We start from the raw sequence: 24,927 nt of genomic DNA on the forward strand, positions 1-24,927 counted from the left end.
ATGGTACCCTCTTTATTTGTCCATCTCTTTAAATATAATTGGCAGTATTTTTGCTTAAATTAGATAGTTTGCAGATGAAGTAGTCCAGGAGGTTCATATTGTTGAAAACGTTTTCTCCAACTCGAAGCGTGATCGTCAAACTCATTATCAGCTTTTCTCTCATTGTGATTGTCACTTCTACGATCACCGGTTTGATCATTTATCGGTCCAATCAGACCTTGTTCCAGGAAGAGATCAAAGGTCAATTCTACAAAACAAATGAACAAACGCTACAGAGAATCAACCAGAGCATTCACGAAGTGGAGCGGATAACCCAATCCATTGTTTTTCAGCCCACGGTCGTTGAAGTGTTAATGGGCACTACGGGGCCAAAGGATAAGATTCAAGGCTTGCAATCGCTGTATGAGGTTGTCTCCCAAGCCAAACTGGACGCCCCGGATATCCGGGCTATGTTTATTTATAATCTGCTGGGTGATAGCTACTACAATGCCAATTACGGAGCAGTGTCTATGCTGGACCCTGAGGCTCGTCAGTTTATTGATCAAGAGCTAGAAGGTACTGGTGGGGCGTTGACTTGGTTCAGAATGAGGCTGGCCAGTACGGCGGATCCTGATGGATATCGTACCATGATCATCGCCGCACGATTGATGAAGAGCACCTGGCAAGAGACTTACGGGACGCTAGTGTTGGTGCTGGACGAAGGTTTCTACTCGGAAGTGACAGCAGAGCTGGAAGGGGAGAATGGCAAGGTTTATTTGCTGGATCATAAAGACCGTCTATTGTTTACTGGACAGGGGCGATCCGATAAGGATACCGCTGAAATTCCATTGCAGTATAGTGATAAGGAGTCAATAATTCAGGCAACCGAAATGGGCAACTATTTATTCGTAAAAAAGCAGTCGACCTCAGGAAATTTCAAGTTGGTGAGCGGGTTGTCTCTGCGGGAGATGGATAAGCGGAATAGCGATATTTTTAAAACGATTGCTCTATCCGGGCTCGTTAGCATCTTGCTCACCAGCTTGCTTCTGGCTATAGCCAGTTCCAGGTTGCTTCGCCCACTGAAGGAACTGGTATTCAGTATGAGAAGAATTCGTTACGGGCAGATGCATACGCGAATTGAGGTCCGTACGAAGGACGAACTTGCATTTCTGGGCGAGACATTTAACGATATGATCGATCATATTCATACCTTGATTAATGAAGTGCTGTTAAAGCAACTGCGTGAGAAAGAGGCGGAATTGAGGACCTTGCAAGCTCAGCTTAACCCGCATTTTTTGTATAATATCTTTAATGAGATCTACTGGAAGTTGTATTTACAAAATGTGAAGGATACCGCTAACATCATCAAGTCACTCTCCACGATTCTGCAGTATTCCTTAAAGCCTATTGAGATGCCCAGTACACTGCATGAGGAAATGGAGCAGATCAAAAATTATATTGCTATTCAAATGGAATTGTTTCATCCGGAACTGGAGTTGAGCATTCAGGTGGATGAAGCGGTGGCTGCTTGTCCGATCCAACGATTGATTTTGCAGCCTACGATTGAGAATGTATTTGTTCATGCCTTCGACCGTAAAACAACGCTGGATCAAAAAAAACTGAGTGTTCATGCTTATCTAGAGCAAGATGCACTAAGAATCGATATTGCCGATAATGGGAAAGGCATTGACCCGGCGACCCTGCAAAGGCTGCAAGCCACCGGGCATGACAATTTGAACGAGCACTTGGGTGTGCAAAATGTAAAGCGGAGAATACAGCTTGTTCATGGCGATCCCTATGGTCTTCAATTCGCCAGCCGCAGTGACAGTGGAACGATGATCAGTTATATCTTGCCTACAGGAGAGAAGGAGCAGATATGAGAAGAACGATATTGATCGTAGAGGACCAACCCAACTTTCGTGAAGGGCTAAAATTTTTCGTCAGACAGAAGTCAGTAGGCTGGCAGGTAATCGGCGAAGCCGAAACCGGGGAGGAGGGCTGGCGCAAAATCGTTCAATTGCAGCCGGACCTGGTTCTGATGGATATACATATGCCTATTATGAACGGCATTGAGCTGGCGCAGCGGATTCACGAGCATCGTGTGGATACCATGTTCGTGATGATTACCGGTTATCAGGATTTCCAATACGCTCAATCTGCTCTGCGCTTCGGGGCCATGGATTTCCTGCTCAAGCCATGTTCTGACGAAGATATCACTCGTATTCTCCGCATCGCAGCAGATAAGCTTGAGAGTAGATACACGGCGCAAAGAGCGGCGAGGGAACTGTTGCTGCGCTCTATTTTACTCAAAGTTCAAATGAACGAGGATATTTCGGGCCGGTACGAACGATTATTCGCAGGTAGGCAACTTTGGTTAATCGCTGTCCATGACTATTTCCCCGCAGGGAAACATTATCGGCAAGAAGATCTGTACCTTCTTCAATACGGTATTCTTAATATCATTCAAGAGCTTGCCTGCAAAGACGGGGCTCGAACAGAACTTATGGTGTTGACCGCAGATCGGTTTGTACTGTCTGCTGACGCAGATGAAGTCTTTGAAGTTTGGAGGAAACAGGCGGTTGAGGCGGCCCGTGATTATCTGGGCATTGAAATTGAATGTGCTTTTTTGGGAGCCTGCACAAACGTCTCTTCCTTGCTGGAAGCGTACGGGGCATACGGTGAGGAAGAAGTTAAGCATGTGGTCCCGGTGCCTTCCGCAGGAGAACTTACCAGTCATCAGGCAGCACAGGATATCAAAAATGAAATTATGGATTTAATTGTTGCGGGAGAACACGGTTGTCTGGACAGTTATTTTGCCGAAGTCCTTGGGCAACTGCCTCAGCATAATTTGGCGGAAAGTAAGATTGTAGCCGTTAATCAGGCTATGGCGCTGGATCAGGTTGCAGCTATTCTGACCTTGTCTCCACAGTCGGTCCAACCGGTGGTGGAGTTGCTTGATCATATTCGTGACCTGTCTGATTCTCGCCAGATAGCTGAGTGGCTGCGCGGGGAATATGATGAATTCACTCTGCGACTCAAGCAGTGGAAGCAGCCGCTCAATCGTAATGCTAATCCGATGGAGTTAGCCTGCGAATATATCGGGCAGCACTATTTGGGCGAACTGTCGGTCAAGCAGGTAGCGGAGCACATCCACTTGAACCCCAGCTACTTCAGCACCTTGTTCAAGAAGGAAATGGGCGAGACCTTTACCGGGTATGTCAACAGACTGAAGCTGCAACGGGCACAGGTGTTGCTCAGAAACACGGACATGAAGATGACCGAGATCTGCCAAACGGTGGGCTTTGAGGACTCGACCTACTTTTCCAGCGTATTCAAAAAGCACTTCCATATGTCTCCCAGTGAATTTCGCCAAAACAAACAGCCTAACGAGCCATGAGAACGCGGTTTAGTAAGGTTATAATGACCCCGAGAAGATGATTTCCTTCTATAATATATATCGCTATAAATAGTGATGAATACTTTTATAATTTCTGCTTGCATTGCTCCTGTGTTTTCTATATAATAATGAATGTTGTTCTGTGACGTTGCGATGATGCGAGAGGTTACTGACACACCCGGCCCCTTTGCCATGGGAGAGTGGTCAGAAAATTTTCGCGGAGTATGTCCGATACCAAATTGGGCGATAGAAGGAGGGACTAAAATGGCAAAGCAAAAAATTCGTATTCGTTTGAAAGCTTACGACCACAGAATTCTTGATCAATCCGCAGAGAAAATCGTTGAAACGGCAAAACGTTCGGGTGCTGGCGTATCCGGGCCGATTCCGTTGCCAACTGAGAAACAAATTATTACTGTTCTCCGTGCGGTACACAAGTACAAGGATTCCCGGGAGCAATTCGAAATGCGGACGCACAAACGTCTGATCGATATTGTAAACCCAACTCCACAAACTGTGGATGCCTTGATGCGCTTGGATCTGCCGTCCGGTGTAGATATCGAAATCAAATTGTAATACCTACTATTGTAAGGTAATCAGGAAAGGAAAAGAGGTGTCAACATGAAAGGTATCTTAGGAAAAAAACTTGGAATGACTCAAGTATTTACTCCGGAAGGGAATGTCATTCCCGTAACGGTCATTGAGGCAAGCTCTAACGTGGTTCTGCAAAAGAAAGACCTGGAGAACGACGGTTATGAAGCCATCCAAATCGGTTATGCCGATAAAAAAGAATCTAGATCAAACAAACCGGAAGTTGGGCATGCGAAGAAAGCAGGCGCAACGCCTAAGCGCTACGTTCGTGAAATTCGCGGTATTGATTTGGCAGGATATGAAGTTGGCCAAGAGGTCAAAGTTGATATTTTTGCTGAGGGCGAATTTGTTGACGTAACGGGTGTTTCTAAAGGTAAAGGATTCCAAGGTGTTATCAAACGTTGGGGACAAAGCCGCGGACCAATGGCTCACGGATCGCGTTACCATCGTAGACCTGGTTCCATGGGTTCTATCCAAGCGAACCGTGTTCCGAAAGGCAAACGCCTTCCAGGACATATGGGTAGCGACACGGTTACAATCCAAGGCCTTGAGATTGTACGCGTAGATGCTGAACGTAATGTATTGCTGGTGAAGGGTTCGATTCCAGGACCTAAGAACAGCTTTGTTAAAGTAAAAGAAACTATTAAGAAATAAATAACCCCTAAGAAAGGAGGAACAAGAAATGCCAAAAGTAGCACTTTTCAATATTAGCGGTAGCCAAGTGGGCGAAGTTGAACTGAATGATGCTGTATTCGGAATTGAACCGAACACACATGTTCTTCATGAAGCTGTAGTTATGCAGCGCGCTTCCCTGCGTTTTGGTACGCACAAAGTTAAAGGACGCTCGGAAGTTCGTGGCGGCGGACGTAAACCTTGGAAACAAAAAGGTACAGGTCGCGCTCGTCAAGGCTCCATTCGCTCACCACAATGGGTAGGCGGCGGAACGGTTTTCGGACCAACTCCACGCAGCTATTCTTACAAATTGCCTAAGAAAGTACGTCGTTTGGCGATTAAATCGGCCTTGTCGTCGAAAGTAATCGATCAAGACATCATTGTGTTGGACGCGCTCACCCTGAACGGTCCAAAAACGAAAGAATTCGCAGCGATTTTGAACAACCTGAAAGTAGAACGTAAAGCATTGATCGTAGCTCCTAGCTATGATGACAATGTGGCATTGTCTGCTCGTAATATTCCAGGTGTTAAATTTGTAGCGGCTGACGGCATTAATGTTCTTGACGTGTTAACACACGACAAACTGATCATTACGAAGGAAGCAGTTCAGAAGGTAGAGGAGGTGCTCGCGTAATGAAAGATCCTCGTGATATTATCAAACGCCCGGTGATTACGGAACGTACGGCTGAATACATGAACGACTTGAAATATGTTTTCGAAGTTGATATTCGTGCCAATAAGACCGAAATCAAGAAAGCTGTAGAAGCGATCTTTGGTGTTAAAGTGAGCAAAGTGAATACCCTGCGCGTTCCTGGGAAGCTGAAACGTTACGGACGCTACTCTGGTTATACTCCTGAGTGGAAAAAAGCATTCGTTACTTTGACAGCTGACAGCAAACCGCTTGAGTTCTTTGAATCGGTATAAAATCTTTTAAAGTAAGGAGGGAAAACTCGTGCCAATTAAAAAGTACAAACCGACATCCCCGGCAAGACGCGCAATGAGCGTATCGACTTTCGAAGAAATCACAACGAATGAGCCGGAAAAATCCTTGCTTGCACCGCTGAGCAAAACAGCAGGCCGCAATAACCAAGGTAAAATCACTGTTCGTCACCATGGCGGCGGACATAAGCGTAAATATCGTATCATCGACTTCAAACGGAACAAAGATGGAATTCCAGGCCGCGTTGCTACGATCGAATACGATCCAAACCGGACCTCTAACATCGCTTTGATCCATTATGCCGATGGGGAGAAACGTTACATCATCGCTCCTAAGGGCTTGAAAGTGGGCGACACGATCGAGTCTGGCGTGGGTTCCGACATCAAAATCGGTAACGCTCTGCCACTGGAGAACATTCCTGTGGGTACTGTGATTCACAACATTGAATTGAAGCCTGGCAAAGGCGGACAATTGGTTCGCGCAGCCGGTACTGAAGCTCAATTGCTTGGTAAAGAAGAAAAATACGTAACGATTCGCCTTTCTTCCGGTGAAGTTCGTAAGGTCCTGAAAGTTTGCCGCGCAACCATCGGTTCCGTAGGTAACGGTGACCACGAACTCGTGAAGATCGGTAAAGCAGGACGTAATCGTTGGCTCGGACAACGTCCGGAAGTCCGCGGTGTCGTCATGAACCCTAACGATCACCCTCACGGTGGTGGTGAAGGCCGCGCTCCAATCGGTCGTAAATCTCCGTTGTCTCCTTGGGGCAAACCGACCCTGGGTTACAAAACGCGTAAAAAAGGTAAAGCTTCTGATAAATATATCGTTCGCCGTCGCACGAAGTAATCCGCATCCTGCGGATCACTTCGCGGCATGAACGAATCTGTTTAACAAGCAGCGCAATGTGAAGGGAGGATAAATGAATGAGTCGTAGTTTGAAAAAGGGCCCTTTTATCGACGGATACCTGTTGAAGAAAGTTGAAGAAGCGAGCGCTTCGAGCAAGAAAGTCGTGATCAAAACTTGGTCCCGTCGTTCCACGATCTACCCGCAATTCATCGGTCAAACGTTTGGCGTATATGACGGTCGCAAGCATGTTCCTGTATATGTAACCGAGGATATGGTCGGACATAAACTGGGCGAATTTGCTCCAACCCGTACGTACAAAGGTCATACGGACGATGATAAGAAAACGAGACGTTAATTTCGATAAAGTTCTTCGTTTGAGAGGAGGTAATACACATGGAAGCTAAAGCACATGCAAAATCTATTCGTATTGCTCCCCGCAAAGCTCAGCTCGTTATCGATCTGATCCGCGGCAAGCAAGTTGGCGATGCGATCGCGATTCTCCGCCATACTCCAAAGGCGGCTTCCCCAGTTGTGGAGAAGCTTTTGAACTCGGCGATTGCCAATGCAGAACATAACTATTCTATGGATGTCAATAAATTGGTGATTACGCAAGCTTACGTAAACCAAGGTCCGACGATGAAGCGTTTCCGTCCACGGGCTATGGGACGTGCTAGCCGGATCAACAAACGCACCAGCCACATTACATTGGTGGTATCCGAAAAATAAGGAGGGAAAACGTGTGGGCCAAAAGGTAAATCCGGTCGGATTACGAGTAGGGATTATCCGTGATTGGGAATCCAAATGGTACGCAGGAAAAGATTTTGGTGATCTTTTGCTGGAAGACGTTAAAATTCGTGAACATCTGAAGACTAAATTGAAAGATTCCGCAGTATCTCGGATCGAAATCGAGAGAGCGGCAAATCGTGTGAACGTAACAATCCACACAGCCAAGCCGGGTATGGTTATCGGTAAAGGCGGTTCGGAAGTGGAAAACCTGCGGGGTGAAATCACCAAGATTGCAGGCGGCAAGAAAGTTCACATCAATATTTCGGAAATTAAACATCCTGATCTTGACGCAATTTTGGTTGCTGAAAGCATCGCACAACAATTGGAACGTCGTGTTTCTTTCCGTCGTGCGCTGAAACAAGCGATTCAAAGAACTATGCGTTCGGGAGCAAAAGGGATTAAGACAGCAGTCAGCGGTCGTCTTGGCGGTGCTGAAATCGCTCGTTCAGAAGGCTACAGTGAAGGAACTGTTCCACTTCATACGCTCCGCGCCGACATCGATTACGGTACGGCAGAAGCGCATACGACTTATGGCCGTATCGGCGTGAAAGTATGGATCTATCGTGGAGAGGTTCTTCCTACGGCTAAGAAACAACAAGCTGCTAAGGAAGGAGGCAACTAATCATGTTGGTACCAAAACGCGTAAAACACCGCAAGCAACAACGCGGTAGCATGAGAGGCCAAGCAAAAGGCGGCACCGAACTCAACTTCGGTGAATACGGTCTGCAAGCTCTGGAACCTACTTGGATTACGAACCGTCAAATTGAAGCAGCGCGTATTGCAATGACGCGTTACATGAAACGTGGCGGTAAAGTATGGATTAAAATTTTCCCTGATAAGCCGATTACTCAAAAGCCTCTTGAAGTTCGGATGGGTAGCGGTAAGGGTAACGTAGAGAAATGGGTTGCCGTTGTTAAGCCAGGCAAAATCATGTTTGAGCTTGCAGGTGTATCCGAAGAAATCGCACGTGAAGCAATGCGTCTTGCTGCTCACAAACTGCCGATCAAAACGAAGTTTGTGAAACGTGAAGAATTGGGTGGTGAAGCAAATGAAAGCTAATGAACTTCGCAACTTAACCACTGTAGAAATCGAACAAAAAATCGCAGGCTTTAAAGAGGAACTCTTTAACCTCCGTTTCCAGTTGGCTACCGGCCAACTTGACAACCCGACTCGGATTCGCGATGTGCGTAAGGAAATAGCTCGTGCTAAAACCGTGATTCGTGAAAGAGAACTTGGAATTATCAGCTAAGAAGCGTTACTCGGATAAGAGAAACGCTTAAGTCCAGGAAGGAGGCTAACCATGAGCGAACGTAACAGCCGTAAAGTGCAAATTGGTAAAGTCGTCAGCGACAAGATGGACAAAACGATCGTTGTTGCTGTAGAAACCTATAAGAAACATAATTTGTACCACAAGCGCATTAAATACACGAAAAAATTTAAAGCGCATGATGAGAACAACACTGCGAAAATCGGAGATATCGTTAAAATCGCCGAAACGCGTCCGTTGTCCAAAGACAAACGCTGGAGACTCGTTGAAGTCGTTGAAGAAGCGGTTATCATTTAATAGCACGGTAGCTTAGACCGAAAGGAGGAAATATCCATGATTCAACCATTTACACGTTTGCATGTGGCTGACAACTCCGGCGCGAAGGAATTGATGTGTATCCGCGTTCTGGGCGGTACGGGTCGTCGCACGGCGCAAATCGGTGATCTGATCGTTTGTTCCGTCAAACAAGCAACACCAGGCGGCGTTGTCAAAAAAGGTGATGTAGTCAGAGCGGTTGTTGTTCGTACAAAACGTTCGGTTCGTCGTAAAGACGGTTCTTACATCGCATTTGATGAGAATGCAGCGGTTGTTGTTAAAGAAGATAAAAGCCCACGCGGAACACGTATCTTCGGACCAGTTGCTCGTGAACTTCGCGATAAAGACTTTATGAAGATCGTTTCCTTGGCTCCGGAAGTTATCTAATAAAGCCCCTACCCCGAAATAACAGGAGGTGTAAAACAAGTGCCTAGACTGAAAAAGATCCTTGAATCTCATAACAATAAGCTGCATGTCAAGAAGGATGATACGGTTATCGTTATCTCTGGTAAAGACAAAGGCAAAAAAGGCCGCGTCATCGCTGCATATCCACGCGAAAACCGCGTGCTTGTGGAAGGCGTGAATATGGTTAAGAAACATCAAAAACCAAATCAGCTAAACCCACAAGGCGGCATTATTGAGAAAGAAGCTCCGATTCATGTTTCGAACGTAATGCACGTTGATCCGAAGAGCGGAAAAGTAACCCGTATCGGTTACAAAGTATTGGACAACGGCAAGAAAGTTCGCGTAGCTAAAAAATCCGGAGAAGTAATCGACTAATCCAGGAACGCAAAGAAAGGAGGTCCATGATTCATGGCATCAAGATTAAAAGAACGCTTTTTGAACGAAGTGACACCTGCTTTGGTTCAAAAATTCAACTATACGACAGTTATGCAAGTGCCTAAGATTGAGAAAGTTGTTATCAATATGGGTGTTGGTGAAGCGGTAGCAAACTCCAAAGTGCTTGATTCTGCAGTGAATGACATGCAACTGATCGCTGGTCAAAAGCCAGTAATCACGCGTGCTAAGAAATCCATTGCCGGTTTCAAACTTCGTGAGAACATGCCGATCGGTGTAAAGGTTACTCTTCGCGGTGACCGTATGTATCATTTCCTCGACAAATTGTTCAATGTTACGCTTCCGCGTGTCCGTGACTTCCACGGTGTATCGACGAAAGCATTCGACGGTCGTGGCAACTATACGCTGGGTCTGAAAGAACAACTGATTTTCCCCGAGATCGAATACGATCAAGTGGATAAAGTACGCGGTATGGATATCGTCCTCGTAACTACAGCGAAGACGGATGAAGAATCCCGTGAGCTCTTGACAGCACTGGGTATGCCATTTGCAAAGTAAAGAGTTAATTCTCCGAAACTATTTAGGAGGTGTCAGGCTAAGTGGCTAAAACTTCGATGAAAGTTAAACAACAACGTACGCCTAAGTTTAAAGTGCGGGCTTACACTCGCTGCGAGCGTTGTGGTCGTCCACATTCGGTATTGCAAAAGTTCAAGATTTGCAGAATTTGCTTCCGTGAATTAGCTTATAAAGGCCAGATTCCTGGCGTGAAAAAAGCAAGCTGGTAATTAATCAACAACGGGAAGGAGGTTTACACGTATGACTATGTCAGATCCAATTGCAGATATGCTTACACGTATTCGTAACGCGAACACAGTTCGTCACGAAACGGTAGAACTGCCTGCGTCCACGATCAAGAAACAAATCGCTGAAATCCTTAAGCGTGAAGGTTTCATCCGTGATGCGGAATATGTTGATGATAACAAACAAGGGTTGATTCGTATTTTCCTGAAATACGGCCCTAACAATGAGCGCGTAATTACTGGACTTAAGAGAATCAGTAAACCAGGCCTTCGCGTGTACACGAAAAGTAACGAAGTTCCTCGTGTCCTCGGCGGCTTAGGTATCGCGATCATCTCCACTTCCAAGGGAGTCATGACCGACAAGGAAGCTCGTCAGTCCAAAGCTGGCGGCGAAGTTGTCTGCTACGTTTGGTAATTAACGTCTTATAACAAGGAGGTGCAATAAATGTCTCGTATTGGTCGCAAACCAATTACAGTACCAAGTGGCGTCACCGTCACACTCGATAATGCCGTGATTACGGTAAAAGGGCCGAAAGGCACTTTAACTCGTGAGCTTCACAAGGACATCAAGGTAGCACTTGAAGAAAACGTGATTACTGTTGAACGTCCTTCTGATAATAAATTGCATCGTTCTCTGCATGGTACGACCCGTTCCGTTGTGAACAACATGGTCAGCGGAGTAACGGAAGGCTTCACCAAAACGCTCGAACTGGTTGGCGTTGGTTACCGCGCAAGCTTGGCCGGCAACAAACTCGTTCTGAACGTTGGCTACTCCCATCCGGTAGAAATCACTCCGGAAGCAGGTATTGAATTCGAAGTGCCTGTGAACACGAAGATCATCGTAAAAGGGATCAACAAAGAACGTGTAGGCGAATATGCCGCTAACATTCGTGCTGTTCGTGCACCAGAGCCTTATAAAGGCAAAGGGATCAAGTATGAAGGCGAACGCATCATTCGCAAGGAAGGTAAGGCTGGTAAGAAGAAATAAACCTCTTCTTAACAGGCTTCACTTTCTGGCGTCTTGATAGGAAATGTGCGTAACGGTAAACCGAAGGGAGTGAAATCGAAGTCATGATTACAAAAGGTGATAAGAACAAAGCTCGTCTGAAAAGACATCTGCGTGTACGGAGAAAAATCCAAGGAACGGCAGCTCGTCCAAGATTGAACGTATACCGTTCTTCCAAACATATCTATGCACAATTGATCGATGACGTAGCAGGCGTAACGCTGGCTAGCGCTTCGACCGTTGATAAAGAATTGAGTACTGCCATCGGTAACGGTGCCAACGTGGAATCAGCTCGCAAAGTTGGCGAATTGATCGCAAAACGTGCTCAAGAGCAAGGTCATAAGAATGTTGTATTTGACCGTGGAGGATACCTGTACCATGGACGTATTCAGGCACTCGCTGACGCAGCTCGCGAAGCAGGCCTGGAATTCTAAAATATCATTAAAAGGAGGTTAACGACTTGCGTGTAGATCCGAATACTTTAGAACTGACTGAAAGAGTTGTAAACATTAACCGCGTAGCTAAAGTAGTTAAAGGCGGACGTCGTTTTAGCTTCAGCGCACTAGTTGTTGTCGGCGACGGCAACGGTTGGGTTGGCGCCGGTATCGGCAAAGCAGGCGAAGTTCCTGATGCGATTCGCAAAGGAATTGAAGATGCTAAGAAAAATCTTGTACATGTTCCACTCGTGGGAACTTCGATCCCTCACCAAGTAGTCGGGCATTTCGGAGCCGGCCGTGTGCTGTTGAAACCAGCATCGGAAGGTACCGGGGTAATCGCTGGCGGTCCAGTTCGTGCCGTGCTTGAGCTTGCTGGTGTAGGCGACATTTTGACAAAATCTTTAGGTTCTTCGAATTCCATTAACATGGTCAACGCGACTTTGGAAGGCTTGTCCCGTCTGAAACGCGCTGAGGATGTTGCGAAATTACGCGGTAAATCCGTCGAAGAACTTCTCGGTTAAGGAGGGAATCTCATGGCTAAACTGCAAATTACCCTCGTGCGTAGTTTGATCGGTCGTCCGGGGAACCAACGTACTACCGTTAAAACTTTGGGACTTCGCAAAATCAACCAATCCGTAGTTCACAACGACAATCCAGCTATTCGTGGCATGGTTAATCAAGTGAGCCACTTGGTTTCGGTTCAAGAAATCGAAGGTTAAGGTTTTGAAAGTTTTTAAGTGCCAACAATAAATAAGGAGGTGCAACGAACGATGAAGTTACATGAGCTATCCCCAGCACCTGGCTCCCGTCACGAACGCAAACGCGTGGGTCGCGGTACAGGTAGCGGTATGGGTAAAACATCTACACGCGGTCATAAGGGTCAAAATTCCCGTTCTGGCGGTGGTGTGCGTCCAGGCTTCGAAGGCGGTCAGAACCCGCTGTATCGTCGCTTGCCAAAACGCGGGTTTGTTAATCCAACGCGGAAAGAGTATGCGATTTTGAACATCGAGGATTTAAACAACTTTGCGGCGGATACAGAAGTTACTCCTGAACTGTTGTTTGAACAAGGAATCGTGAAAGACGCGAAAAGCGGCATCAAGATTCTGGGCAACGGTGAAATTGCTGTCAAACTGACAGTTAAAGCGAATAAGTTCTCTCAATCTGCGGTAGAGAAAATCGAGGCTGCCGGCGGTAAAACCGAGGTGATCTAATGTTTAAAACCATTAAGAACATATGGCACGTTCAAGATCTGCGCCAGCGTATCCTATTTACGTTGTTTATCTTTCTGATCTACCGGATTGGATCTTTCGTTCCGGTACCAGGTGTGAACAAAGATGTATTTGAAGCAACCAACAATACAGCAGGAAGCGACTTGCTAGGTTTCTTGAACACTTTCTCAGGGGGCGCACTTGCGAATTTCTCCATTTTCGCTCTCGGGATTATGCCTTATATCACGGCTTCCATTATCGTGCAACTCTTGTCCATGGATGTTATTCCGAAGTTTGCGGAATGGGCCAAGCAAGGGGAGCATGGTAAGAAAAAGATGGCCCAAATCACCCGCTACGGTACGGTGATCTTGGCGATCATTCAATCCTTTGCTACATCGATTGGCTTTAACCGTTTGTATGGTACACAAATGGTACCGAATGCAACCTTTGCGGACTATCTTGTCATCGCTATTGTGTTGACTGCGGGGACGTCGTTCCTTATGTGGTTGGGTGAGCAAATTACGGATAAAGGGATCGGCAACGGGATTTCGCTGATTATCTTTGCCGGGATCATTGCTTCGTTCCCTACACATATCACGACGATTGCTCAATCCGAGTTTATCGTAGATGGCCAAACCTTTATGAATGTGGTTAAGTCAATCGCGATCTTACTCGTTTGCGTACTGATTGTTATTGGCGTAATTTACGTCCAACAAGCAATCCGGAAAATTCCGGTGCAATATGCAAAACGCGTGGTAGGTAACAAAATGTATGGCGGGCAGAATACGCATATTCCGCTCAAAATCAATGCAGCCGGCGTTATTCCGGTTATTTTCGCGGTTTCCTTGCTGCAATTCCCTGTCGTTATCGCCAGCTTCTGGTCGACACACGGCTGGGCGCAATGGATCAGTAATAACCTGTCCACTAACCGTCCGCTTGGAATGGTGCTTTATGTTGTCATGATCATTGGCTTTACGTTCTTCTATACTTTTGTACAGATGAACCCGCAGCAAATGGCTGAGAACATGAAGAAAAATGGTGGATATATTCCGGGGATTCGCCCGGGGAAAACGACGGAAACCTATCTCACTCGGGTCCTGACCCGTCTGACGATGACCGGTGCGTTGTTCCTTGCCGCAATTTCCATCCTTCCTATGGGATTGGGAGCGTTGGCCGGACTACCGCGTACGGTTTTGATCGGCGGTACTTCAATTCTGATCGTTATCGGCGTTGCGCTTGATACGATGAAGACCATTGAAGGCCAATTGATCAAACGTCACTATAAAGGTTTCATCAATAAATAGTCGGTGGGTACCAGGAGTGGGCTGTTCAATCGGCCTTGCCTGGCACCTAACTGCGCTATTTCTTGTTATAGAGGAGTCTTGGAGGGAGCGTAAGACATGAACCTTTTATTCATGGGACCTCCCGGAGCAGGAAAGGGAACACAAGCCGAGGTCATCGTTAACGAATTCGGTATTCCTCATATCTCTACCGGCGATGCATTTCGCCTGGCGATCAAACAGCAAACACCAGTGGGGATGAAAGCGAAGGAATATATGGACCAGGGACTTCTGGTGCCTGATGATGTGACAGTAGGGATCGTGCGCGAACGCTTGCAGCAGCCCGATTGCGAAAAAGGTTTTTTATTGGACGGTTTTCCAAGAACCCTTTCGCAAGCGGAATCGCTGGAGGAGTTGCTACAAGGTCTGGGTCGCAAGCTGGATCATGTCATCAACTTGAAAGTGGACCGGAACAAGCTGCTAGCGCGGCTGACCGGACGTCGGATTTGTAAATCCTGCGGTGCCACTTATCATGTGATCTTTAATCCTCCGGGTCAGGAAGGGATTTGTGATAAATGCGGCGGCGAGCTTTACCAACGTTCTGATGATAATGAAGAGAGCGTAGGTACTCGTTTGGACGAATATATCAACAAAACCGCACCGCTTTTGAAGTTTTACGAAGATAAAGGCCTGTTGCGCGAAGTTAATGGCGAACAGGAAATCGATATGGTTTCGAAAGAAGTCATATCATTACTGCGAGGTTAGGTGTAATGATCATTTGTAAATCCGAAACGGAACTGGGCTTTATGAGAGAAGCGGGGCGGATCGTTGCGGAAACGCACAGGCTTATGGCGCAATCGATTAAGCCAGGAGTTACGACGGGGGAACTCGATCAACTCGCCGATAAATACATTCGCAGTCAGGGCGCCGTGCCGTCCTTTAAGGACTACAACGGTTTTCCTTACAGCATTTGCGCTTCGGTCAACGAAGAATTGGTACACGGTTTTCCTGGCAAACGTAAATTGAACGAAGGCGATATCATCACTCTGGATATTGGCGCGGAGTTCCGTGGTTTCCATGGCGACTCAGCGTGGACTTATCCGGTGGGCGAGATTTCGGAGGAAGCCAAGAAACTGCTGGAAGTCACCGAAGGATCGCTGTATGCGGGTCTTGCACTCGTTAAGCCGGATGTCCGGTTGTTCACGATCTCGCATGCCATTCAGCAATTTATCGAAGCTGCCGGATTCTCGGTGGTTCGGGAATATGTCGGACACGGCATCGGCTCGGATCTGCACGAGGAACCGCAAATTCCCAACTATGGATTGCCTGATCGGGGCCCACGGCTTAAGCCGGGAATGGTCCTGGCCATCGAACCGATGGTTAACGTAGGGAAGCGATATGTCAGAACGTTGGAAGACAATTGGACAGTGGTTACGGTTGACGGCTCATTATGCGCTCACTTTGAGCACACGGTGGCCGTGACGCCGGACGGTATGGAAATTTTCACGAAGCTGGATGCGTAGGTGATGAATGTGAAGCACCGCATAGAACCGCAGATCGGTCAATTAGTGAAAGTTCTTAAAGGCAGGGATGCCGGGGCTATTTATGTGATTATCGGGATCGTAGACGACAGATTCGTCTGGATCGCGGACGGAAACAAACGCAAGTTTGACCAGCCAAAGCGTAAAAATGCCCAGCACCTTGAGCTACTGCCCATAGTCAGCAGCGAGATTGTTCATAATTTACAGGAAACCGGCCGGGTGACAAACGGCAAACTGCGCCATGCAGTGGTCGTTTATCAAAATACCGCCAATTCTATGGCTGAAGAGAAAGGAGACTGACTGTGGCTAAAGAGGATGTCATTGAAGTCGAAGGCACGGTGATTGAGCCGTTGCCGAATGCAACATTTAAAGTAGAGCTTGAGAATGGTCATCAAATTCTCGCTCACGTTTCCGGAAAGCTGCGGATGCACTTTATTCGTATTTTGACGGGAGACAAGGTAGTGGTACAGCTTTCACCTTATGATTTAAGCAAAGGACGTATCACTTACCGTAAATAATAGCTATACCATTTACCACAAAAGTGTGGTACAATATTCAGGTTGAGTTGTTTCAAGGTTATATTTTGATTTGCAAACCTAAGAATGCTTCGCAAACTAGCGGATGCTTCAGGGTCCGTTTTACTTAATGTAAAACAAAGCTTATCCTTACGAAGTAGTTTTGCTCAGCAAAACTTTAAGGAGGTAATCAGCATGAAGGTAAGACCTTCTGTAAAGCCGATTTGCGAAAAATGCAAAGTCATTCGTCGCAAAGGCAATGTCATGGTGATTTGCGAAAATCCGAAACACAAACAAAAACAAGGTTAATGAAGGGGGTGTAGCGTAAAATGGCACGTATAGCTGGTGTGGATTTGCCACGTGATAAACGCGTTGAGATCGCCTTAACTTACATTTTCGGAATCGGTAAAACGACTTCCCAGAAAATCCTGAGCACAACAGGCATCAATCCGGACACTCGTGTTCGTGATTTGACGGAAGATGAGGTTAGCAAACTACGCGAAACGATCGACAAGACGGTCAAGGTTGAAGGTGACCTGCGTCGTGAAATTTCCTTAAATATTAAACGTTTGATCGAAATTGGCTGCTACCGTGGAGTGCGTCATCGTCGCGGCTTGCCGGTTCGCGGACAACGTACGAAAACGAATGCCCGTACTCGTAAGGGTCCTCGTCGTACTGTAGCGAACAAGAAGAAGTAAGAAGGGGGGATAACAGACAATGGCTAAACCAAAAAAAGTCGTACGTACTAAACGTCGTGACCGGAAAAATATTGAATCTGGTGTGGCACATATCCGCTCCACCTTCAATAATACGATTGTTACCATTACAGATCCGCATGGTAATGCGATCTCTTGGGCCAGCTCCGGCGGTCTTGGATTCAGAGGCTCTCGTAAGTCTACTCCATTTGCTGCGCAAATGGCTGCAGAATCTGCGGCTAAAGCAGCTATGGAACATGGCATGAAGAGTGTTGAAGTTATGGTTAAAGGTCCTGGTGCAGGTCGTGAAGCCGCTATCCGCTCCTTGCAAGCGGCAGGCCTTGAAGTTAACATGATTAAAGACGTAACTCCGATTCCTCATAACGGCTGCCGTCCTCCAAAACGCCGCCGCGTTTAATGAAGCCGTACTGAAGCTGTGGTATAACAACAGGGCCAATTGGTAACAATGGTTGTTTAGGCATACTGCATGATCGACTTCAGCAAACCTGGCAGTTTTCAAGGAACGACGTTTTGAAGGAGGGGTACTTCGTGATAGAAATCGAAAAGCCAAAAATTGAGACCGTAGAAGTTAACGATGAAGGCACCTATGGGAAATTTGTAGTAGAACCACTTGAGCGTGGGTATGGCATCACATTGAGCAACTCGCTTCGCCGGATTTTGCTCTCTTCTCTGCCGGGTGCTGCGGTAACCTCGGTCCAAATCGATGGAGTTCTGCATGAATTTGCAACCGTCCCTGGCGTAATGGAAGACGTTACGGAAATTATCCTGAACTTGAAGGCTCTCTCGCTTAAAATCCACTCGGACGAGGAGAAAATCCTTGAGATCGATGCGGAAGGCGAAGGAGTCATCACAGCAGGTGACATCCGTGCGGATAGTGATGTTGAAATTCTTAATCCGGATCTGCATATTGCTACGTTAGAGCCGGGATCAAGACTTCACATGCGTATTTATGCGGGTCGCGGTCGCGGTTATGTTCAAGCAGATCGGAACAAACGAGACGATCAGCCGATTGGTGTCATTCCTGTCGATTCGATCTATACCCCGATTACTCGCGTCAACTACGCGGTGGAGAACACCCGTGTTGGCCAAGTGACCAACTACGACAAGCTCACGCTTGAAGTGTGGACCGATGGCAGTATTAGACCAGAAGAAGCGGTTAGTCTCGGTGCAAAGATTTTGACCGAGCATCTCTTCCTGTTCGTGGGCCTCACGGACGAAGCGAAAGACGCAGAAATCATGGTCGAGAAGGAAGAAGACAAGAAGGAAAAAGTGCTTGAAATGACGATAGAAGAGCTTGATCTCTCCGTTCGTTCCTATAACTGTCTTAAACGTGCCGGCATTAATACGGTACAAGAGCTGACCACGAAAACGGAAGAAGATATGATGAAGGTGCGTAACCTGGGTCGTAAATCTTTGGAAGAAGTTCAAGAGAAGCTTGAAGAGCTTGGTTTGGGATTGCGTACAGAAGAGTAAGATAGCTTGAATCGTTCTAGCGAAGGAGGGAAAACTCATGGCATACCAAAAGTTGGGCCGCGATGCCAGCGCACGTAAAGCTTTGTTTCGTGACTTGGTAACCGACCTGTTCTTATACGAGCGCATCCAAACGACGGAAGCGAAAGCGAAAGAAGTTCGTTCGATCGCTGAGAAGCTGATTACCAAAGCAAAACGTGGTGATCTGCATGCCCGTCGTCAAGTAGCAGCTTATGTTCGCCGCGAATCTATCGATGGTGAGCAGGATGCAATCCAAAAGCTGTTCAGTGAACTCGCAACTCGTTACTCCAGCCGTCCAGGCGGATACACTCGTATCCTCAAGCTGGGACCTCGCCGCGGTGACGCTGCTCCTATGGTTTATCTGGAACTGGTAGACCGGGCTTAATTCCCGGCAGACCACTTTGTTCTACTTGCAAAAACTCTCTGTCGGCTTGCCGCCCAGGCATGGCTTTCGGAGAGTTTTTTTATGTATGTCTGGATTGCTTGATTAATCGACCTGGAAAGGAAGAACCCGATGCGTAATTTGCTTATGACCGTCAGCTATGATGGGACGCCTTATTTTGGATTCCAAACTCAGCCGGACGGCAATACGGTGCAGGATCATATCGAAGCCGCCATCCAGCATCTTACCGGAGAGACCATTAAAATTCATGGTTCCGGACGTACAGATGCAGGAGTGCATGCGCGTGAGCAGCCCTTTCACTTTCATACGGAATCACAGATTCCTGTAGAACGCTGGAGAATGGCGCTAAATGGTCGCCTCCCTGCCGACATTCGGGTTATTTCTGCAACGGAGGTTCCACTAGACTTTCATTCCCGGCGATCAGCCAAGCGAAAGACCTATCGATACACCATCAATGCTAATCGGGTTCCAGATGTGTTCCACCGCAACTACCAGCTTCATCATCCTGGTAAGCTTGATTTAGAGGCGATGCGTGAGGGCTTACCCTTTTTACTGGGAACCCATGATTACACCTCGTTTGCCTCCCGTCACTCTACGAAGACAAGTCATGTTCGTACTATATATGATGCACGTCTGGTGATGGACCCATCCATGGATATTCCCGGCAGTCGAATCCAGGGACAAGACCAGGGGGTCATCCATTTATACATTACGGGAAATGGGTTCCTTCAGCATATGGTGCGTATTATCGTAGGGACTTTGCTGCAAGTGGGAGAGGGAAAACGTTCTGCTGCAAGTATGAAGGATATTCTGGAGGCGAAGGACCGGGCAGCGGCTGGACCAACGGCTGAAAGTAAAGGGCTTATGCTCTGGAACGTCGAGTATGAGGATCAATAATTCGAGTGAAACCCTGGCAGGTGTCATACGTAACATATTTAATATTTAAAAATGTGAGTATGTGTTCATCCTGAGGAGGTAATTTCATGAGATGCCCGATATGTAATGATGTTCGTATGAGACAGGTTGAGAAGGATGGTGTATTGATCGATGTCTGCCCTGAATGCAAAGGGGTATGGCTTGATCGTGGGGAACTGGAGAAGCTGATGAAGGAAATTCGCGAGATTCGTCCGGCATTTAACGAGTGGTATGATGAGCGGGAATATGATCGCCCGAGAGAATCACGTCATCCAGACTACGATGAGGATGTTCCACGTTCGTTTGACCGCAAGGAGACACGGTATGGGGACGATAAGGGGTATCACAAGCGAAAGAAAAAATCAGTGCTAGACGTGTTTGGCGATTTGTTTGATTAACAGGCGTAATTTGCGAAAAAAAGCTTGCAAATTGATTCTGTATTCTGTAAAATAAAAGTTGTGTTTTCTTGATGGCTATCCCACAGCCCCCAATCGAGAAAGCCGATTGAGCTAGTTTTATTAACTAATCAAACATGAAATGAAACGATCAAAGATAAAGATGCTGAGAAGGTCATGTACCCGAAGAGCAAGATCGTTCTCAGCATTACTGAACCATAACGGACGAAATTGAAGGAGGATCTTTACATGCGTACCACTTATATGGCGAAGCCAAGCGAAGTTGAGCGCAATTGGCATATTGTTGATGCCGAAGGCAAAACGCTGGGCCGTCTGGCTAGCGAAGTTGCTGCTCTTATTCGCGGTAAACACAAACCACAATTTACTCCACACGTTGACGGCGGTGACTTTGTTATCGTAATCAACTCCGAGAAAATTGCTTTGACAGGTAAGAAATTGGATAACAAAAAATACTATCGTCATTCCCTGCATCCAGGCGGTTTGAAAGTAACCGTTGCTAAGGATATGCTGAGAACTAAGCCAGAACGTGTAATTGAAGCCGCTGTTTACGGAATGTTGCCTAAAACTCGTCAAGGCGAGAAGATGAAGCTGAGACTGAAAGCATATGCAGGCACTGAGCATCCACACGCAGCACAAAATCCTGAAGTTTACGAACTTCGCGGTTAATTAAAAGGAGGACAGTTTCATGGCACAAGTACAATACTATGGGACAGGTCGTCGTAAACATTCGGTAGCTCGTGTTCGCCTTGTACCGGGTGAAGGACGCATTGTCATTAATAAACGTGACATCAATGAATATTTTGGTCTGGAAACTCTTAAACTGATCGTTAAACAACCTTTGACTTTGACTGAAACACTGGGTAGCTATGACGTATTGGTTATCGCTCATGGTGGCGGTACGTCTGGTCAAGCAGGTGCAATTCGTCACGGTATCTCCCGTGCATTGCTCAAAGCAGATCCTGAGTTGCGTTCCAGCTTGAAGAAAGCTGGCTTCTTGACTCGTGACCCACGTATGAAAGAACGTAAGAAATACGGCCTTAAAGCAGCTCGCCGTGCTCCTCAGTTCTCGAAACGTTAATATCCCTTGTACATCAAGGAATCTCAGCCCTTGGCCCTCGTGGTCAGGGGCTTTGTTTTTTAGGCACACTAAAAGAGCCTGTCCCAAAATCATCAAGGATGACGTAGGGGCAAGCTCTGATAAAAATTAATTTGGAAAATACCTATCCTATTCCTTAAGAGCCCGCTAACACCTGATCAAGGAACTTGTCCGCATCGCTATTGAATTTCCATACGATACCGAAAGGATCAACCAGCATGCCGAAGCAGGAGGACCAGGGAACCTTCCCCAACGGCATAATTACATGCCCACCATCGGACAATTGGTCAAAATATTGCTTAAGCGCATCTTTGTCATCAATTACAATAGAGATTATTACATTGTTCCCCTTCACCACCTCACCCATGGTACTCTTCATAGACGGTAACACGTCGGATATCATCAATCGTCCCCCAGCAAACTCCAGAGATGATTCCATAATCATAGCCTGCTCTTGCTCCGGTAAGGGGAACTCAGGATTCTGCGGAATGTCACCAAAACGAACCTTCTTTACACGATCGGCTTGAAACGCCAGAGTATAAAAATGAATTGCTTCCTCTGCATTTCCCTCAAAATTCAAATACGTTATTACTGCCATTGTAATACCTCCTTTTTTGTATATAGACAGTATGAGGTATAATAGGTGACAGCTTTATTGTCATCTATTCTGCAGTAGGATAAAAAGTAATACCAGGAGGCACGAATGAACAGACTGGAGCGATTGATCTCTATCGTGATGATTTTACTGCAAAAAAATACAGTGTCAGCCTCGGCGTTTGCCAATATGTTCAATGTTAGCAAACGCACGATTCTTCGTGACATGGATATGCTGGGCTTAGCTAACATTCCGATTTATGCCATTCATGGCGTTCATGGGGGCTATGCCATTATGGATACCTATAAATTGGATAAGCGCTTGTTAACTCAAGCAGACCTGGAGAATGTGTTGACTGCACTTAGCGGACTGGAGCAATTGCTGGTGAGTAAAGAAGTGGAGCTAACGATTAAGAAAATACAATCCATGCTTAGCTCTACCTCACGTAAGGGAGTTATTCAACTTTCCTTCTACGATTGGGAAGGTCGGTCAGACACCCATTCCATTCTGAATGTATGTCAGCAGGCCATTGCGCAAAACAATTTGCTTTCTTTCGACTATCTGGATCGGAACGGAGTCGCTACAAAAAGGACGGTGGAGCCTTATTTTCTTCATTTCAGCGAGCAAAGTTGGTATCTCAAAGGTTATTGCCTTGAGCGTCAGGCATACCGAACATTCAAATTGTCAAGAACCGAGCAATGCAGATTGGAAAAGGGTAGATTCTCCCCAAGAGAGGATAGTGCCAGCAATCTGGAGCCAAAGAATTATTACAGCAAGCTCGTCGATATCCAAGTGCTGATCACACTGCGTATCAGAGAACAATTGATTGAGAGATATGGCCGCAAATGTATTGATGCCTCTAATCCGGAGCGTCTGATCGCCTCAATTGGCGTTCCTCAGGATCGGGAGGGGTTTCAATTCTTGGCTGGGTTCGGGTCAGACATTAAGATTATTGAGCCTTTGTCCTATGTGGAGCAATACAAAGCATTCTTGGCTGCCATGCTTGAGGCTTATTAAGCTTCGAGTCCTTTATTATGTGCAAAAATTCACATACATGAAAATCGCCCCATGATACGATCTAGGTGAAATAACAACAATGTAAAAAAATGGGGGTCTTTATCTTGAAAAATATGAAAGTAATCGGATCTATGCTCATCCTTGCCTTGGCGCTTGCCGCTTGTGGTGGCAACGCTCAAGAACCTGCAAACAATGCTGCTGCGGGCAACGGCGGCGGTAATGATGCGGCAGCTCCAGCGAGCGGTACAGCGGCTGGTGGAGATTTGCAAGATGGAACCTATAAAGGAATTTATGACCGTAAAGACGTAAGAAACTGGATTGCATACGTTGAAGTTACAGTGAAGGACGGGAAGGTCGAGCAGGCCTATTATGATTACACCAATGAAAGTGGAGATTTGAGAACCAACGACGAGAACTACACCAAGGCATTTACTGATTTCAATAAAATGTCACCGCGTGAAGCCTTTGATCAACTGGGAACCAAGCTCGTGGAGGTTCAGGATGCGTCTAAGGTAGATGCTGTGACTGGAGCAACCCATTCCTCACGGAACTTCAATGAGTTGGCGGCTGCGGCTCTGGAGCATGCCAAGACAGGTGATACCAATGATGCTGTAGTTAATCTATATGACGATGGCACTTATAAAGTAGCGGCCGAAGCCTTTGATGATCATGGCTGGAAGCCCCAACTGGAACTGGTGATTAAGGATCACAAGATTGAATCGGCCAACTTCGACTATACGAATGAGGAAGGTAAGCTTAAGACAGAGGATGAGGGCTATAAGGCGGCAATGGAGCCTAAATCGGGGACTTATCCGGCCAAGTATACGGAGGAGCTGGAGAAGGCACTGGTTGATAAGCAATTGGTTGGCGATGTGGATGTCATTGCAGGAGCGACTACATCCTCCAATAACTTCAAAGCCCTTGTAGAATATGCTTTGGATGAAATGGCAGAAGTCGGAGATACCTCGGAGCATGCCATCAAGATTGAAGAGTAATCAAGTACAAAGTTAGATGAACTAAGGATCGGCTTCCTGATATTCAGGGGCAGATCCTTTTTTTGATGTCTGTCCCTTTTTATGGGTTGACTTATAGCGATGTTGTTTTATACTCTAATTATAATTCAAATGTGTTTAGTGGGAATTATACCATCTATAACCAACCTATTGTGGGAGGTCCGAGAACATTGAACTTGTTGGAAAAAGAACGGCTCATTGAAGAGAAGGCGGAGGAACTGGAGCAGGCTACCCCGGAAGAAGTCATTGCCTGGGCTGTCCAAACCTTTCCGAACATCACCTTTGCCTGTAGCTTCGGTGCGGAGGATGTCGTGTTGGTCGATATGCTGCAGAAGATCAGCCCTTCCAGTGATATTTTTTACCTGGATACCGATTTTCACTTTGCAGAGACCTACGCAACTCGTGATTTGCTACAGGCTAGGTATGAGCTTGAATTTGTGCGGGTATCGCCCAAGTTAACTCCGGAAGAGCAGGCACATCAGTATGGCGAAGCACTTTGGAAGACAGATCCTAATACATGCTGTAACCTGCGGAAGGTTGAGCCGCTAACCCGAATCTTATCCAATTATGAGGCATGGATTACCGGAATACGCCGGGATCAAGCGCCAACTCGGGCTAACGCCAAGAAGATAGAATATGACAGCAAATTTGGCCTCATCAAATTTAATCCTATAGCTCATTGGACATCCGAAGATGTATGGCAATATATTCGGCAGAATGAAGTCATATACAACCCATTGCATGAGCGCAATTATCCGAGTATTGGTTGTGAGTATTGTACGCGGCAAGTCATGCCTGGAGAGGATCCGCGTGCAGGACGTTGGTCTGGATCGGAGAAAACGGAATGCGGTCTGCACAAGTAGTACAGAAGACGGTTCCATGGAAATCATGA

At 46.6% G+C, this 24,927-nt stretch carries 41 protein-coding genes; 40 read left to right on the forward strand and 1 reads right to left on the reverse strand.

Annotated elements, in window-relative coordinates:
* Positions 1 to 101: 101 nt before the first annotated feature.
* From BN3279_RS01335 to rpsI, 37 genes are all read left to right on the forward strand, one after another.
* Positions 102 to 1,859, forward strand: coding sequence for a cache domain-containing sensor histidine kinase (locus BN3279_RS01335; protein WP_148466790.1), 1,758 nt, complete (start codon positions 102 to 104; stop codon positions 1,857 to 1,859).
* The gene (locus BN3279_RS01340; RefSeq protein WP_059048882.1) at positions 1,856 to 3,376 is read left to right on the forward strand and encodes a response regulator transcription factor; all 1,521 of its coding nucleotides are present in this window, start codon (positions 1,856 to 1,858) and stop codon (positions 3,374 to 3,376) included. Before BN3279_RS01335 ends, BN3279_RS01340 begins: the two co-directional genes overlap by 4 nt.
* A 264-nt stretch (positions 3,377 to 3,640) precedes the next feature.
* A complete protein-coding gene (gene rpsJ, locus BN3279_RS01345) occupies positions 3,641 to 3,949 on the forward strand; it encodes a 30S ribosomal protein S10 (protein ID WP_006037947.1) in 309 nt (102 codons plus the stop codon).
* 45 nt (positions 3,950 to 3,994) lie between these two features.
* Positions 3,995 to 4,618: a 50S ribosomal protein L3 gene (gene rplC / locus BN3279_RS01350; protein ID WP_059048883.1), complete on the forward strand. Its 624-nt coding sequence runs from the start codon at positions 3,995 to 3,997 to the stop codon at positions 4,616 to 4,618.
* 28 nt (positions 4,619 to 4,646) lie between these two features.
* On the forward strand, positions 4,647 to 5,270 hold the full coding sequence (gene rplD / locus BN3279_RS01355) for a 50S ribosomal protein L4 (protein ID WP_059048884.1): 624 nt from the start codon (positions 4,647 to 4,649) through the stop codon (positions 5,268 to 5,270).
* On the forward strand, positions 5,270 to 5,560 hold the full coding sequence (gene rplW, locus BN3279_RS01360; RefSeq protein WP_018753992.1) for a 50S ribosomal protein L23: 291 nt from the start codon (positions 5,270 to 5,272) through the stop codon (positions 5,558 to 5,560). The genes rplD and rplW overlap by 1 nt, the downstream gene beginning before the upstream one ends.
* A 28-nt stretch (positions 5,561 to 5,588) precedes the next feature.
* Positions 5,589 to 6,419 (forward strand): 50S ribosomal protein L2, encoded by an 831-nt coding sequence (rplB, locus tag BN3279_RS01365; RefSeq protein WP_059048885.1) that lies wholly within the window; start codon positions 5,589 to 5,591, stop codon positions 6,417 to 6,419.
* 77 nt (positions 6,420 to 6,496) lie between these two features.
* Entirely contained in the window at positions 6,497 to 6,775 is a 279-nt protein-coding gene (gene rpsS / locus BN3279_RS01370) for a 30S ribosomal protein S19 (protein WP_059048886.1), read from the forward strand.
* A gap of 38 nt (positions 6,776 to 6,813) precedes the next feature.
* Positions 6,814 to 7,146, forward strand: a complete 333-nt coding sequence (rplV, locus tag BN3279_RS01375) for a 50S ribosomal protein L22 (RefSeq protein ID WP_018753989.1) — start codon at positions 6,814 to 6,816, stop codon at positions 7,144 to 7,146.
* Between the two features lie 13 nt (positions 7,147 to 7,159).
* Positions 7,160 to 7,828: a 30S ribosomal protein S3 gene (gene rpsC, locus BN3279_RS01380; RefSeq protein ID WP_059048887.1), complete on the forward strand. Its 669-nt coding sequence runs from the start codon at positions 7,160 to 7,162 to the stop codon at positions 7,826 to 7,828.
* A gap of 2 nt (positions 7,829 to 7,830) precedes the next feature.
* The gene (gene rplP, locus BN3279_RS01385; RefSeq protein WP_059048888.1) at positions 7,831 to 8,265 is read left to right on the forward strand and encodes a 50S ribosomal protein L16; all 435 of its coding nucleotides are present in this window, start codon (positions 7,831 to 7,833) and stop codon (positions 8,263 to 8,265) included.
* On the forward strand, positions 8,255 to 8,455 hold the full coding sequence (rpmC, locus tag BN3279_RS01390) for a 50S ribosomal protein L29 (RefSeq protein WP_059048889.1): 201 nt from the start codon (positions 8,255 to 8,257) through the stop codon (positions 8,453 to 8,455). The genes rplP and rpmC overlap by 11 nt, the downstream gene beginning before the upstream one ends.
* Positions 8,456 to 8,506: 51 nt before the next feature.
* Complete coding sequence (gene rpsQ, locus BN3279_RS01395; RefSeq protein WP_018753985.1) at positions 8,507 to 8,770, forward strand: 30S ribosomal protein S17; 264 nt, start codon at positions 8,507 to 8,509, stop codon at positions 8,768 to 8,770.
* Between the two features lie 36 nt (positions 8,771 to 8,806).
* The gene (gene rplN / locus BN3279_RS01400) at positions 8,807 to 9,175 is read left to right on the forward strand and encodes a 50S ribosomal protein L14 (RefSeq protein ID WP_059048890.1); all 369 of its coding nucleotides are present in this window, start codon (positions 8,807 to 8,809) and stop codon (positions 9,173 to 9,175) included.
* A 39-nt stretch (positions 9,176 to 9,214) separates the two neighbouring features.
* Positions 9,215 to 9,568, forward strand: coding sequence for a 50S ribosomal protein L24 (gene rplX / locus BN3279_RS01405; RefSeq protein WP_018753983.1), 354 nt, complete (start codon positions 9,215 to 9,217; stop codon positions 9,566 to 9,568).
* Between the two features lie 33 nt (positions 9,569 to 9,601).
* Complete coding sequence (gene rplE / locus BN3279_RS01410; RefSeq protein WP_059048891.1) at positions 9,602 to 10,144, forward strand: 50S ribosomal protein L5; 543 nt, start codon at positions 9,602 to 9,604, stop codon at positions 10,142 to 10,144.
* Positions 10,145 to 10,185: 41 nt separating this feature from the next.
* Positions 10,186 to 10,371: a type Z 30S ribosomal protein S14 gene (locus BN3279_RS23280; RefSeq protein WP_013312154.1), complete on the forward strand. Its 186-nt coding sequence runs from the start codon at positions 10,186 to 10,188 to the stop codon at positions 10,369 to 10,371.
* 31 nt (positions 10,372 to 10,402) lie between these two features.
* Positions 10,403 to 10,801, forward strand: a complete 399-nt coding sequence (gene rpsH / locus BN3279_RS01415; protein ID WP_018753981.1) for a 30S ribosomal protein S8 — start codon at positions 10,403 to 10,405, stop codon at positions 10,799 to 10,801.
* Between the two features lie 30 nt (positions 10,802 to 10,831).
* On the forward strand, positions 10,832 to 11,374 hold the full coding sequence (gene rplF, locus BN3279_RS01420; protein ID WP_059048892.1) for a 50S ribosomal protein L6: 543 nt from the start codon (positions 10,832 to 10,834) through the stop codon (positions 11,372 to 11,374).
* Positions 11,375 to 11,457: 83 nt separating this feature from the next.
* Complete coding sequence (gene rplR / locus BN3279_RS01425; RefSeq protein WP_059048893.1) at positions 11,458 to 11,826, forward strand: 50S ribosomal protein L18; 369 nt, start codon at positions 11,458 to 11,460, stop codon at positions 11,824 to 11,826.
* Positions 11,827 to 11,852: 26 nt separating this feature from the next.
* Positions 11,853 to 12,350 carry a 30S ribosomal protein S5 gene (gene rpsE / locus BN3279_RS01430; RefSeq protein WP_018753978.1) on the forward strand — a complete coding sequence of 166 codons (498 nt, stop codon included), beginning with the start codon at positions 11,853 to 11,855 and terminating at the stop codon, positions 12,348 to 12,350.
* A 12-nt stretch (positions 12,351 to 12,362) separates the two neighbouring features.
* The gene (gene rpmD / locus BN3279_RS01435; protein ID WP_059048894.1) at positions 12,363 to 12,548 is read left to right on the forward strand and encodes a 50S ribosomal protein L30; all 186 of its coding nucleotides are present in this window, start codon (positions 12,363 to 12,365) and stop codon (positions 12,546 to 12,548) included.
* A 51-nt stretch (positions 12,549 to 12,599) separates the two neighbouring features.
* Positions 12,600 to 13,040 carry a 50S ribosomal protein L15 gene (rplO, locus tag BN3279_RS01440; protein WP_059048895.1) on the forward strand — a complete coding sequence of 147 codons (441 nt, stop codon included), beginning with the start codon at positions 12,600 to 12,602 and terminating at the stop codon, positions 13,038 to 13,040.
* Positions 13,040 to 14,341 (forward strand): preprotein translocase subunit SecY, encoded by a 1,302-nt coding sequence (gene secY / locus BN3279_RS01445; RefSeq protein ID WP_059048896.1) that lies wholly within the window; start codon positions 13,040 to 13,042, stop codon positions 14,339 to 14,341. The genes rplO and secY overlap by 1 nt, the downstream gene beginning before the upstream one ends.
* Before the next feature lie 96 nt (positions 14,342 to 14,437).
* Positions 14,438 to 15,082 carry an adenylate kinase gene (locus BN3279_RS01450; protein ID WP_059048897.1) on the forward strand — a complete coding sequence of 215 codons (645 nt, stop codon included), beginning with the start codon at positions 14,438 to 14,440 and terminating at the stop codon, positions 15,080 to 15,082.
* Positions 15,083 to 15,087: 5 nt separating this feature from the next.
* Complete coding sequence (gene map / locus BN3279_RS01455; protein WP_059048898.1) at positions 15,088 to 15,840, forward strand: type I methionyl aminopeptidase; 753 nt, start codon at positions 15,088 to 15,090, stop codon at positions 15,838 to 15,840.
* Positions 15,841 to 15,843: 3 nt separating this feature from the next.
* Positions 15,844 to 16,158 (forward strand): KOW domain-containing RNA-binding protein, encoded by a 315-nt coding sequence (locus tag BN3279_RS01460; protein WP_059048899.1) that lies wholly within the window; start codon positions 15,844 to 15,846, stop codon positions 16,156 to 16,158.
* A 2-nt stretch (positions 16,159 to 16,160) separates the two neighbouring features.
* Positions 16,161 to 16,376 carry a translation initiation factor IF-1 gene (gene infA, locus BN3279_RS01465; protein WP_018753971.1) on the forward strand — a complete coding sequence of 72 codons (216 nt, stop codon included), beginning with the start codon at positions 16,161 to 16,163 and terminating at the stop codon, positions 16,374 to 16,376.
* Positions 16,377 to 16,568: 192 nt separating this feature from the next.
* A complete protein-coding gene (gene rpmJ / locus BN3279_RS01470) occupies positions 16,569 to 16,682 on the forward strand; it encodes a 50S ribosomal protein L36 (protein ID WP_003333770.1) in 114 nt (37 codons plus the stop codon).
* Positions 16,683 to 16,702: 20 nt separating this feature from the next.
* Positions 16,703 to 17,071 carry a 30S ribosomal protein S13 gene (rpsM, locus tag BN3279_RS01475; RefSeq protein ID WP_036712625.1) on the forward strand — a complete coding sequence of 123 codons (369 nt, stop codon included), beginning with the start codon at positions 16,703 to 16,705 and terminating at the stop codon, positions 17,069 to 17,071.
* Positions 17,072 to 17,090: 19 nt separating this feature from the next.
* Positions 17,091 to 17,486: a 30S ribosomal protein S11 gene (gene rpsK, locus BN3279_RS01480; RefSeq protein WP_059048900.1), complete on the forward strand. Its 396-nt coding sequence runs from the start codon at positions 17,091 to 17,093 to the stop codon at positions 17,484 to 17,486.
* Positions 17,487 to 17,617: 131 nt separating this feature from the next.
* Positions 17,618 to 18,562: a DNA-directed RNA polymerase subunit alpha gene (locus tag BN3279_RS01485; RefSeq protein WP_018753968.1), complete on the forward strand. Its 945-nt coding sequence runs from the start codon at positions 17,618 to 17,620 to the stop codon at positions 18,560 to 18,562.
* Between the two features lie 37 nt (positions 18,563 to 18,599).
* Entirely contained in the window at positions 18,600 to 18,965 is a 366-nt protein-coding gene (gene rplQ, locus BN3279_RS01490) for a 50S ribosomal protein L17 (RefSeq protein WP_018753967.1), read from the forward strand.
* A gap of 129 nt (positions 18,966 to 19,094) precedes the next feature.
* Positions 19,095 to 19,880: a tRNA pseudouridine(38-40) synthase TruA gene (truA, locus tag BN3279_RS01495; RefSeq protein ID WP_059048901.1), complete on the forward strand. Its 786-nt coding sequence runs from the start codon at positions 19,095 to 19,097 to the stop codon at positions 19,878 to 19,880.
* Between the two features lie 86 nt (positions 19,881 to 19,966).
* Positions 19,967 to 20,296, forward strand: coding sequence for a TFIIB-type zinc ribbon-containing protein (locus tag BN3279_RS01500; protein ID WP_059048902.1), 330 nt, complete (start codon positions 19,967 to 19,969; stop codon positions 20,294 to 20,296).
* Between the two features lie 246 nt (positions 20,297 to 20,542).
* Positions 20,543 to 20,980, forward strand: a complete 438-nt coding sequence (rplM, locus tag BN3279_RS01505) for a 50S ribosomal protein L13 (protein WP_059048903.1) — start codon at positions 20,543 to 20,545, stop codon at positions 20,978 to 20,980.
* Between the two features lie 19 nt (positions 20,981 to 20,999).
* Complete coding sequence (rpsI, locus tag BN3279_RS01510; RefSeq protein WP_059048904.1) at positions 21,000 to 21,392, forward strand: 30S ribosomal protein S9; 393 nt, start codon at positions 21,000 to 21,002, stop codon at positions 21,390 to 21,392.
* 154 nt (positions 21,393 to 21,546) lie between these two features.
* Here the strand turns inward: rpsI and BN3279_RS01515 are convergent, their stop codons facing one another.
* A complete protein-coding gene (locus BN3279_RS01515; RefSeq protein ID WP_059048905.1) occupies positions 21,547 to 22,008 on the reverse strand; it encodes a VOC family protein in 462 nt (153 codons plus the stop codon).
* Between the two features lie 105 nt (positions 22,009 to 22,113).
* Here BN3279_RS01515 and BN3279_RS01520 point away from each other — a divergent pair, with 105 nt between their 5' ends.
* From BN3279_RS01520 to BN3279_RS01530, 3 genes are all read left to right on the forward strand, one after another.
* Positions 22,114 to 23,022, forward strand: a complete 909-nt coding sequence (locus BN3279_RS01520; RefSeq protein ID WP_059048906.1) for a helix-turn-helix transcriptional regulator — start codon at positions 22,114 to 22,116, stop codon at positions 23,020 to 23,022.
* A 113-nt stretch (positions 23,023 to 23,135) separates the two neighbouring features.
* Complete coding sequence (locus BN3279_RS01525; RefSeq protein ID WP_232436728.1) at positions 23,136 to 24,017, forward strand: FMN-binding protein; 882 nt, start codon at positions 23,136 to 23,138, stop codon at positions 24,015 to 24,017.
* A gap of 188 nt (positions 24,018 to 24,205) precedes the next feature.
* Entirely contained in the window at positions 24,206 to 24,898 is a 693-nt protein-coding gene (locus tag BN3279_RS01530; protein WP_059048908.1) for a phosphoadenylyl-sulfate reductase, read from the forward strand.
* The last annotated feature ends 29 nt before the right edge of the window (positions 24,899 to 24,927 follow it).

Origin of the sequence: Paenibacillus senegalimassiliensis (genome assembly GCF_001486585.1) — a bacterium.
Taxonomy (GTDB): Bacteria; Bacillota; Bacilli; order Paenibacillales; family Paenibacillaceae; genus Fontibacillus; species Fontibacillus senegalimassiliensis.

What these genes read in the sequence shown, in the direction of transcription:
- rpsS (WP_059048886.1), top strand. Translation starts at nt 6,497, where the DNA reads ATGAGTCGTAGTTTGAAAAAGGGCCCTTTTATCGACGGATACCTGTTG.
- rpmJ (WP_003333770.1), top strand. Translation starts at nt 16,569, where the DNA reads ATGAAGGTAAGACCTTCTGTAAAGCCGATTTGCGAAAAATGCAAAGTC.
- rpsM (WP_036712625.1), top strand. Translation starts at nt 16,703, where the DNA reads ATGGCACGTATAGCTGGTGTGGATTTGCCACGTGATAAACGCGTTGAG.
- BN3279_RS01515 (WP_059048905.1), bottom strand. Translation starts at nt 22,008, where the DNA reads ATGGCAGTAATAACGTATTTGAATTTTGAGGGAAATGCAGAGGAAGCA.
- rpsK (WP_059048900.1), top strand. Translation starts at nt 17,091, where the DNA reads ATGGCTAAACCAAAAAAAGTCGTACGTACTAAACGTCGTGACCGGAAA.
- BN3279_RS01460 (WP_059048899.1), top strand. Translation starts at nt 15,844, where the DNA reads ATGAATGTGAAGCACCGCATAGAACCGCAGATCGGTCAATTAGTGAAA.
- secY (WP_059048896.1), top strand. Translation starts at nt 13,040, where the DNA reads ATGTTTAAAACCATTAAGAACATATGGCACGTTCAAGATCTGCGCCAG.
- rplF (WP_059048892.1), top strand. Translation starts at nt 10,832, where the DNA reads ATGTCTCGTATTGGTCGCAAACCAATTACAGTACCAAGTGGCGTCACC.
- rplE (WP_059048891.1), top strand. Translation starts at nt 9,602, where the DNA reads ATGGCATCAAGATTAAAAGAACGCTTTTTGAACGAAGTGACACCTGCT.
- rplO (WP_059048895.1), top strand. Translation starts at nt 12,600, where the DNA reads ATGAAGTTACATGAGCTATCCCCAGCACCTGGCTCCCGTCACGAACGC.
- rpsQ (WP_018753985.1), top strand. Translation starts at nt 8,507, where the DNA reads ATGAGCGAACGTAACAGCCGTAAAGTGCAAATTGGTAAAGTCGTCAGC.
- rplV (WP_018753989.1), top strand. Translation starts at nt 6,814, where the DNA reads ATGGAAGCTAAAGCACATGCAAAATCTATTCGTATTGCTCCCCGCAAA.
- rplW (WP_018753992.1), top strand. Translation starts at nt 5,270, where the DNA reads ATGAAAGATCCTCGTGATATTATCAAACGCCCGGTGATTACGGAACGT.
- rplP (WP_059048888.1), top strand. Translation starts at nt 7,831, where the DNA reads ATGTTGGTACCAAAACGCGTAAAACACCGCAAGCAACAACGCGGTAGC.
- BN3279_RS01500 (WP_059048902.1), top strand. Translation starts at nt 19,967, where the DNA reads ATGAGATGCCCGATATGTAATGATGTTCGTATGAGACAGGTTGAGAAG.
- BN3279_RS01520 (WP_059048906.1), top strand. Translation starts at nt 22,114, where the DNA reads ATGAACAGACTGGAGCGATTGATCTCTATCGTGATGATTTTACTGCAA.
- rplM (WP_059048903.1), top strand. Translation starts at nt 20,543, where the DNA reads ATGCGTACCACTTATATGGCGAAGCCAAGCGAAGTTGAGCGCAATTGG.
- rplD (WP_059048884.1), top strand. Translation starts at nt 4,647, where the DNA reads ATGCCAAAAGTAGCACTTTTCAATATTAGCGGTAGCCAAGTGGGCGAA.
- rpmD (WP_059048894.1), top strand. Translation starts at nt 12,363, where the DNA reads ATGGCTAAACTGCAAATTACCCTCGTGCGTAGTTTGATCGGTCGTCCG.
- rplN (WP_059048890.1), top strand. Translation starts at nt 8,807, where the DNA reads ATGATTCAACCATTTACACGTTTGCATGTGGCTGACAACTCCGGCGCG.
- rpsJ (WP_006037947.1), top strand. Translation starts at nt 3,641, where the DNA reads ATGGCAAAGCAAAAAATTCGTATTCGTTTGAAAGCTTACGACCACAGA.
- rplQ (WP_018753967.1), top strand. Translation starts at nt 18,600, where the DNA reads ATGGCATACCAAAAGTTGGGCCGCGATGCCAGCGCACGTAAAGCTTTG.
- BN3279_RS01525 (WP_232436728.1), top strand. Translation starts at nt 23,136, where the DNA reads ATGAAAGTAATCGGATCTATGCTCATCCTTGCCTTGGCGCTTGCCGCT.
- BN3279_RS01340 (WP_059048882.1), top strand. Translation starts at nt 1,856, where the DNA reads ATGAGAAGAACGATATTGATCGTAGAGGACCAACCCAACTTTCGTGAA.
- truA (WP_059048901.1), top strand. Translation starts at nt 19,095, where the DNA reads ATGCGTAATTTGCTTATGACCGTCAGCTATGATGGGACGCCTTATTTT.
- rpsI (WP_059048904.1), top strand. Translation starts at nt 21,000, where the DNA reads ATGGCACAAGTACAATACTATGGGACAGGTCGTCGTAAACATTCGGTA.
- rplR (WP_059048893.1), top strand. Translation starts at nt 11,458, where the DNA reads ATGATTACAAAAGGTGATAAGAACAAAGCTCGTCTGAAAAGACATCTG.
- rpsH (WP_018753981.1), top strand. Translation starts at nt 10,403, where the DNA reads ATGACTATGTCAGATCCAATTGCAGATATGCTTACACGTATTCGTAAC.
- BN3279_RS01450 (WP_059048897.1), top strand. Translation starts at nt 14,438, where the DNA reads ATGAACCTTTTATTCATGGGACCTCCCGGAGCAGGAAAGGGAACACAA.
- rplC (WP_059048883.1), top strand. Translation starts at nt 3,995, where the DNA reads ATGAAAGGTATCTTAGGAAAAAAACTTGGAATGACTCAAGTATTTACT.
- rpmC (WP_059048889.1), top strand. Translation starts at nt 8,255, where the DNA reads ATGAAAGCTAATGAACTTCGCAACTTAACCACTGTAGAAATCGAACAA.
- map (WP_059048898.1), top strand. Translation starts at nt 15,088, where the DNA reads ATGATCATTTGTAAATCCGAAACGGAACTGGGCTTTATGAGAGAAGCG.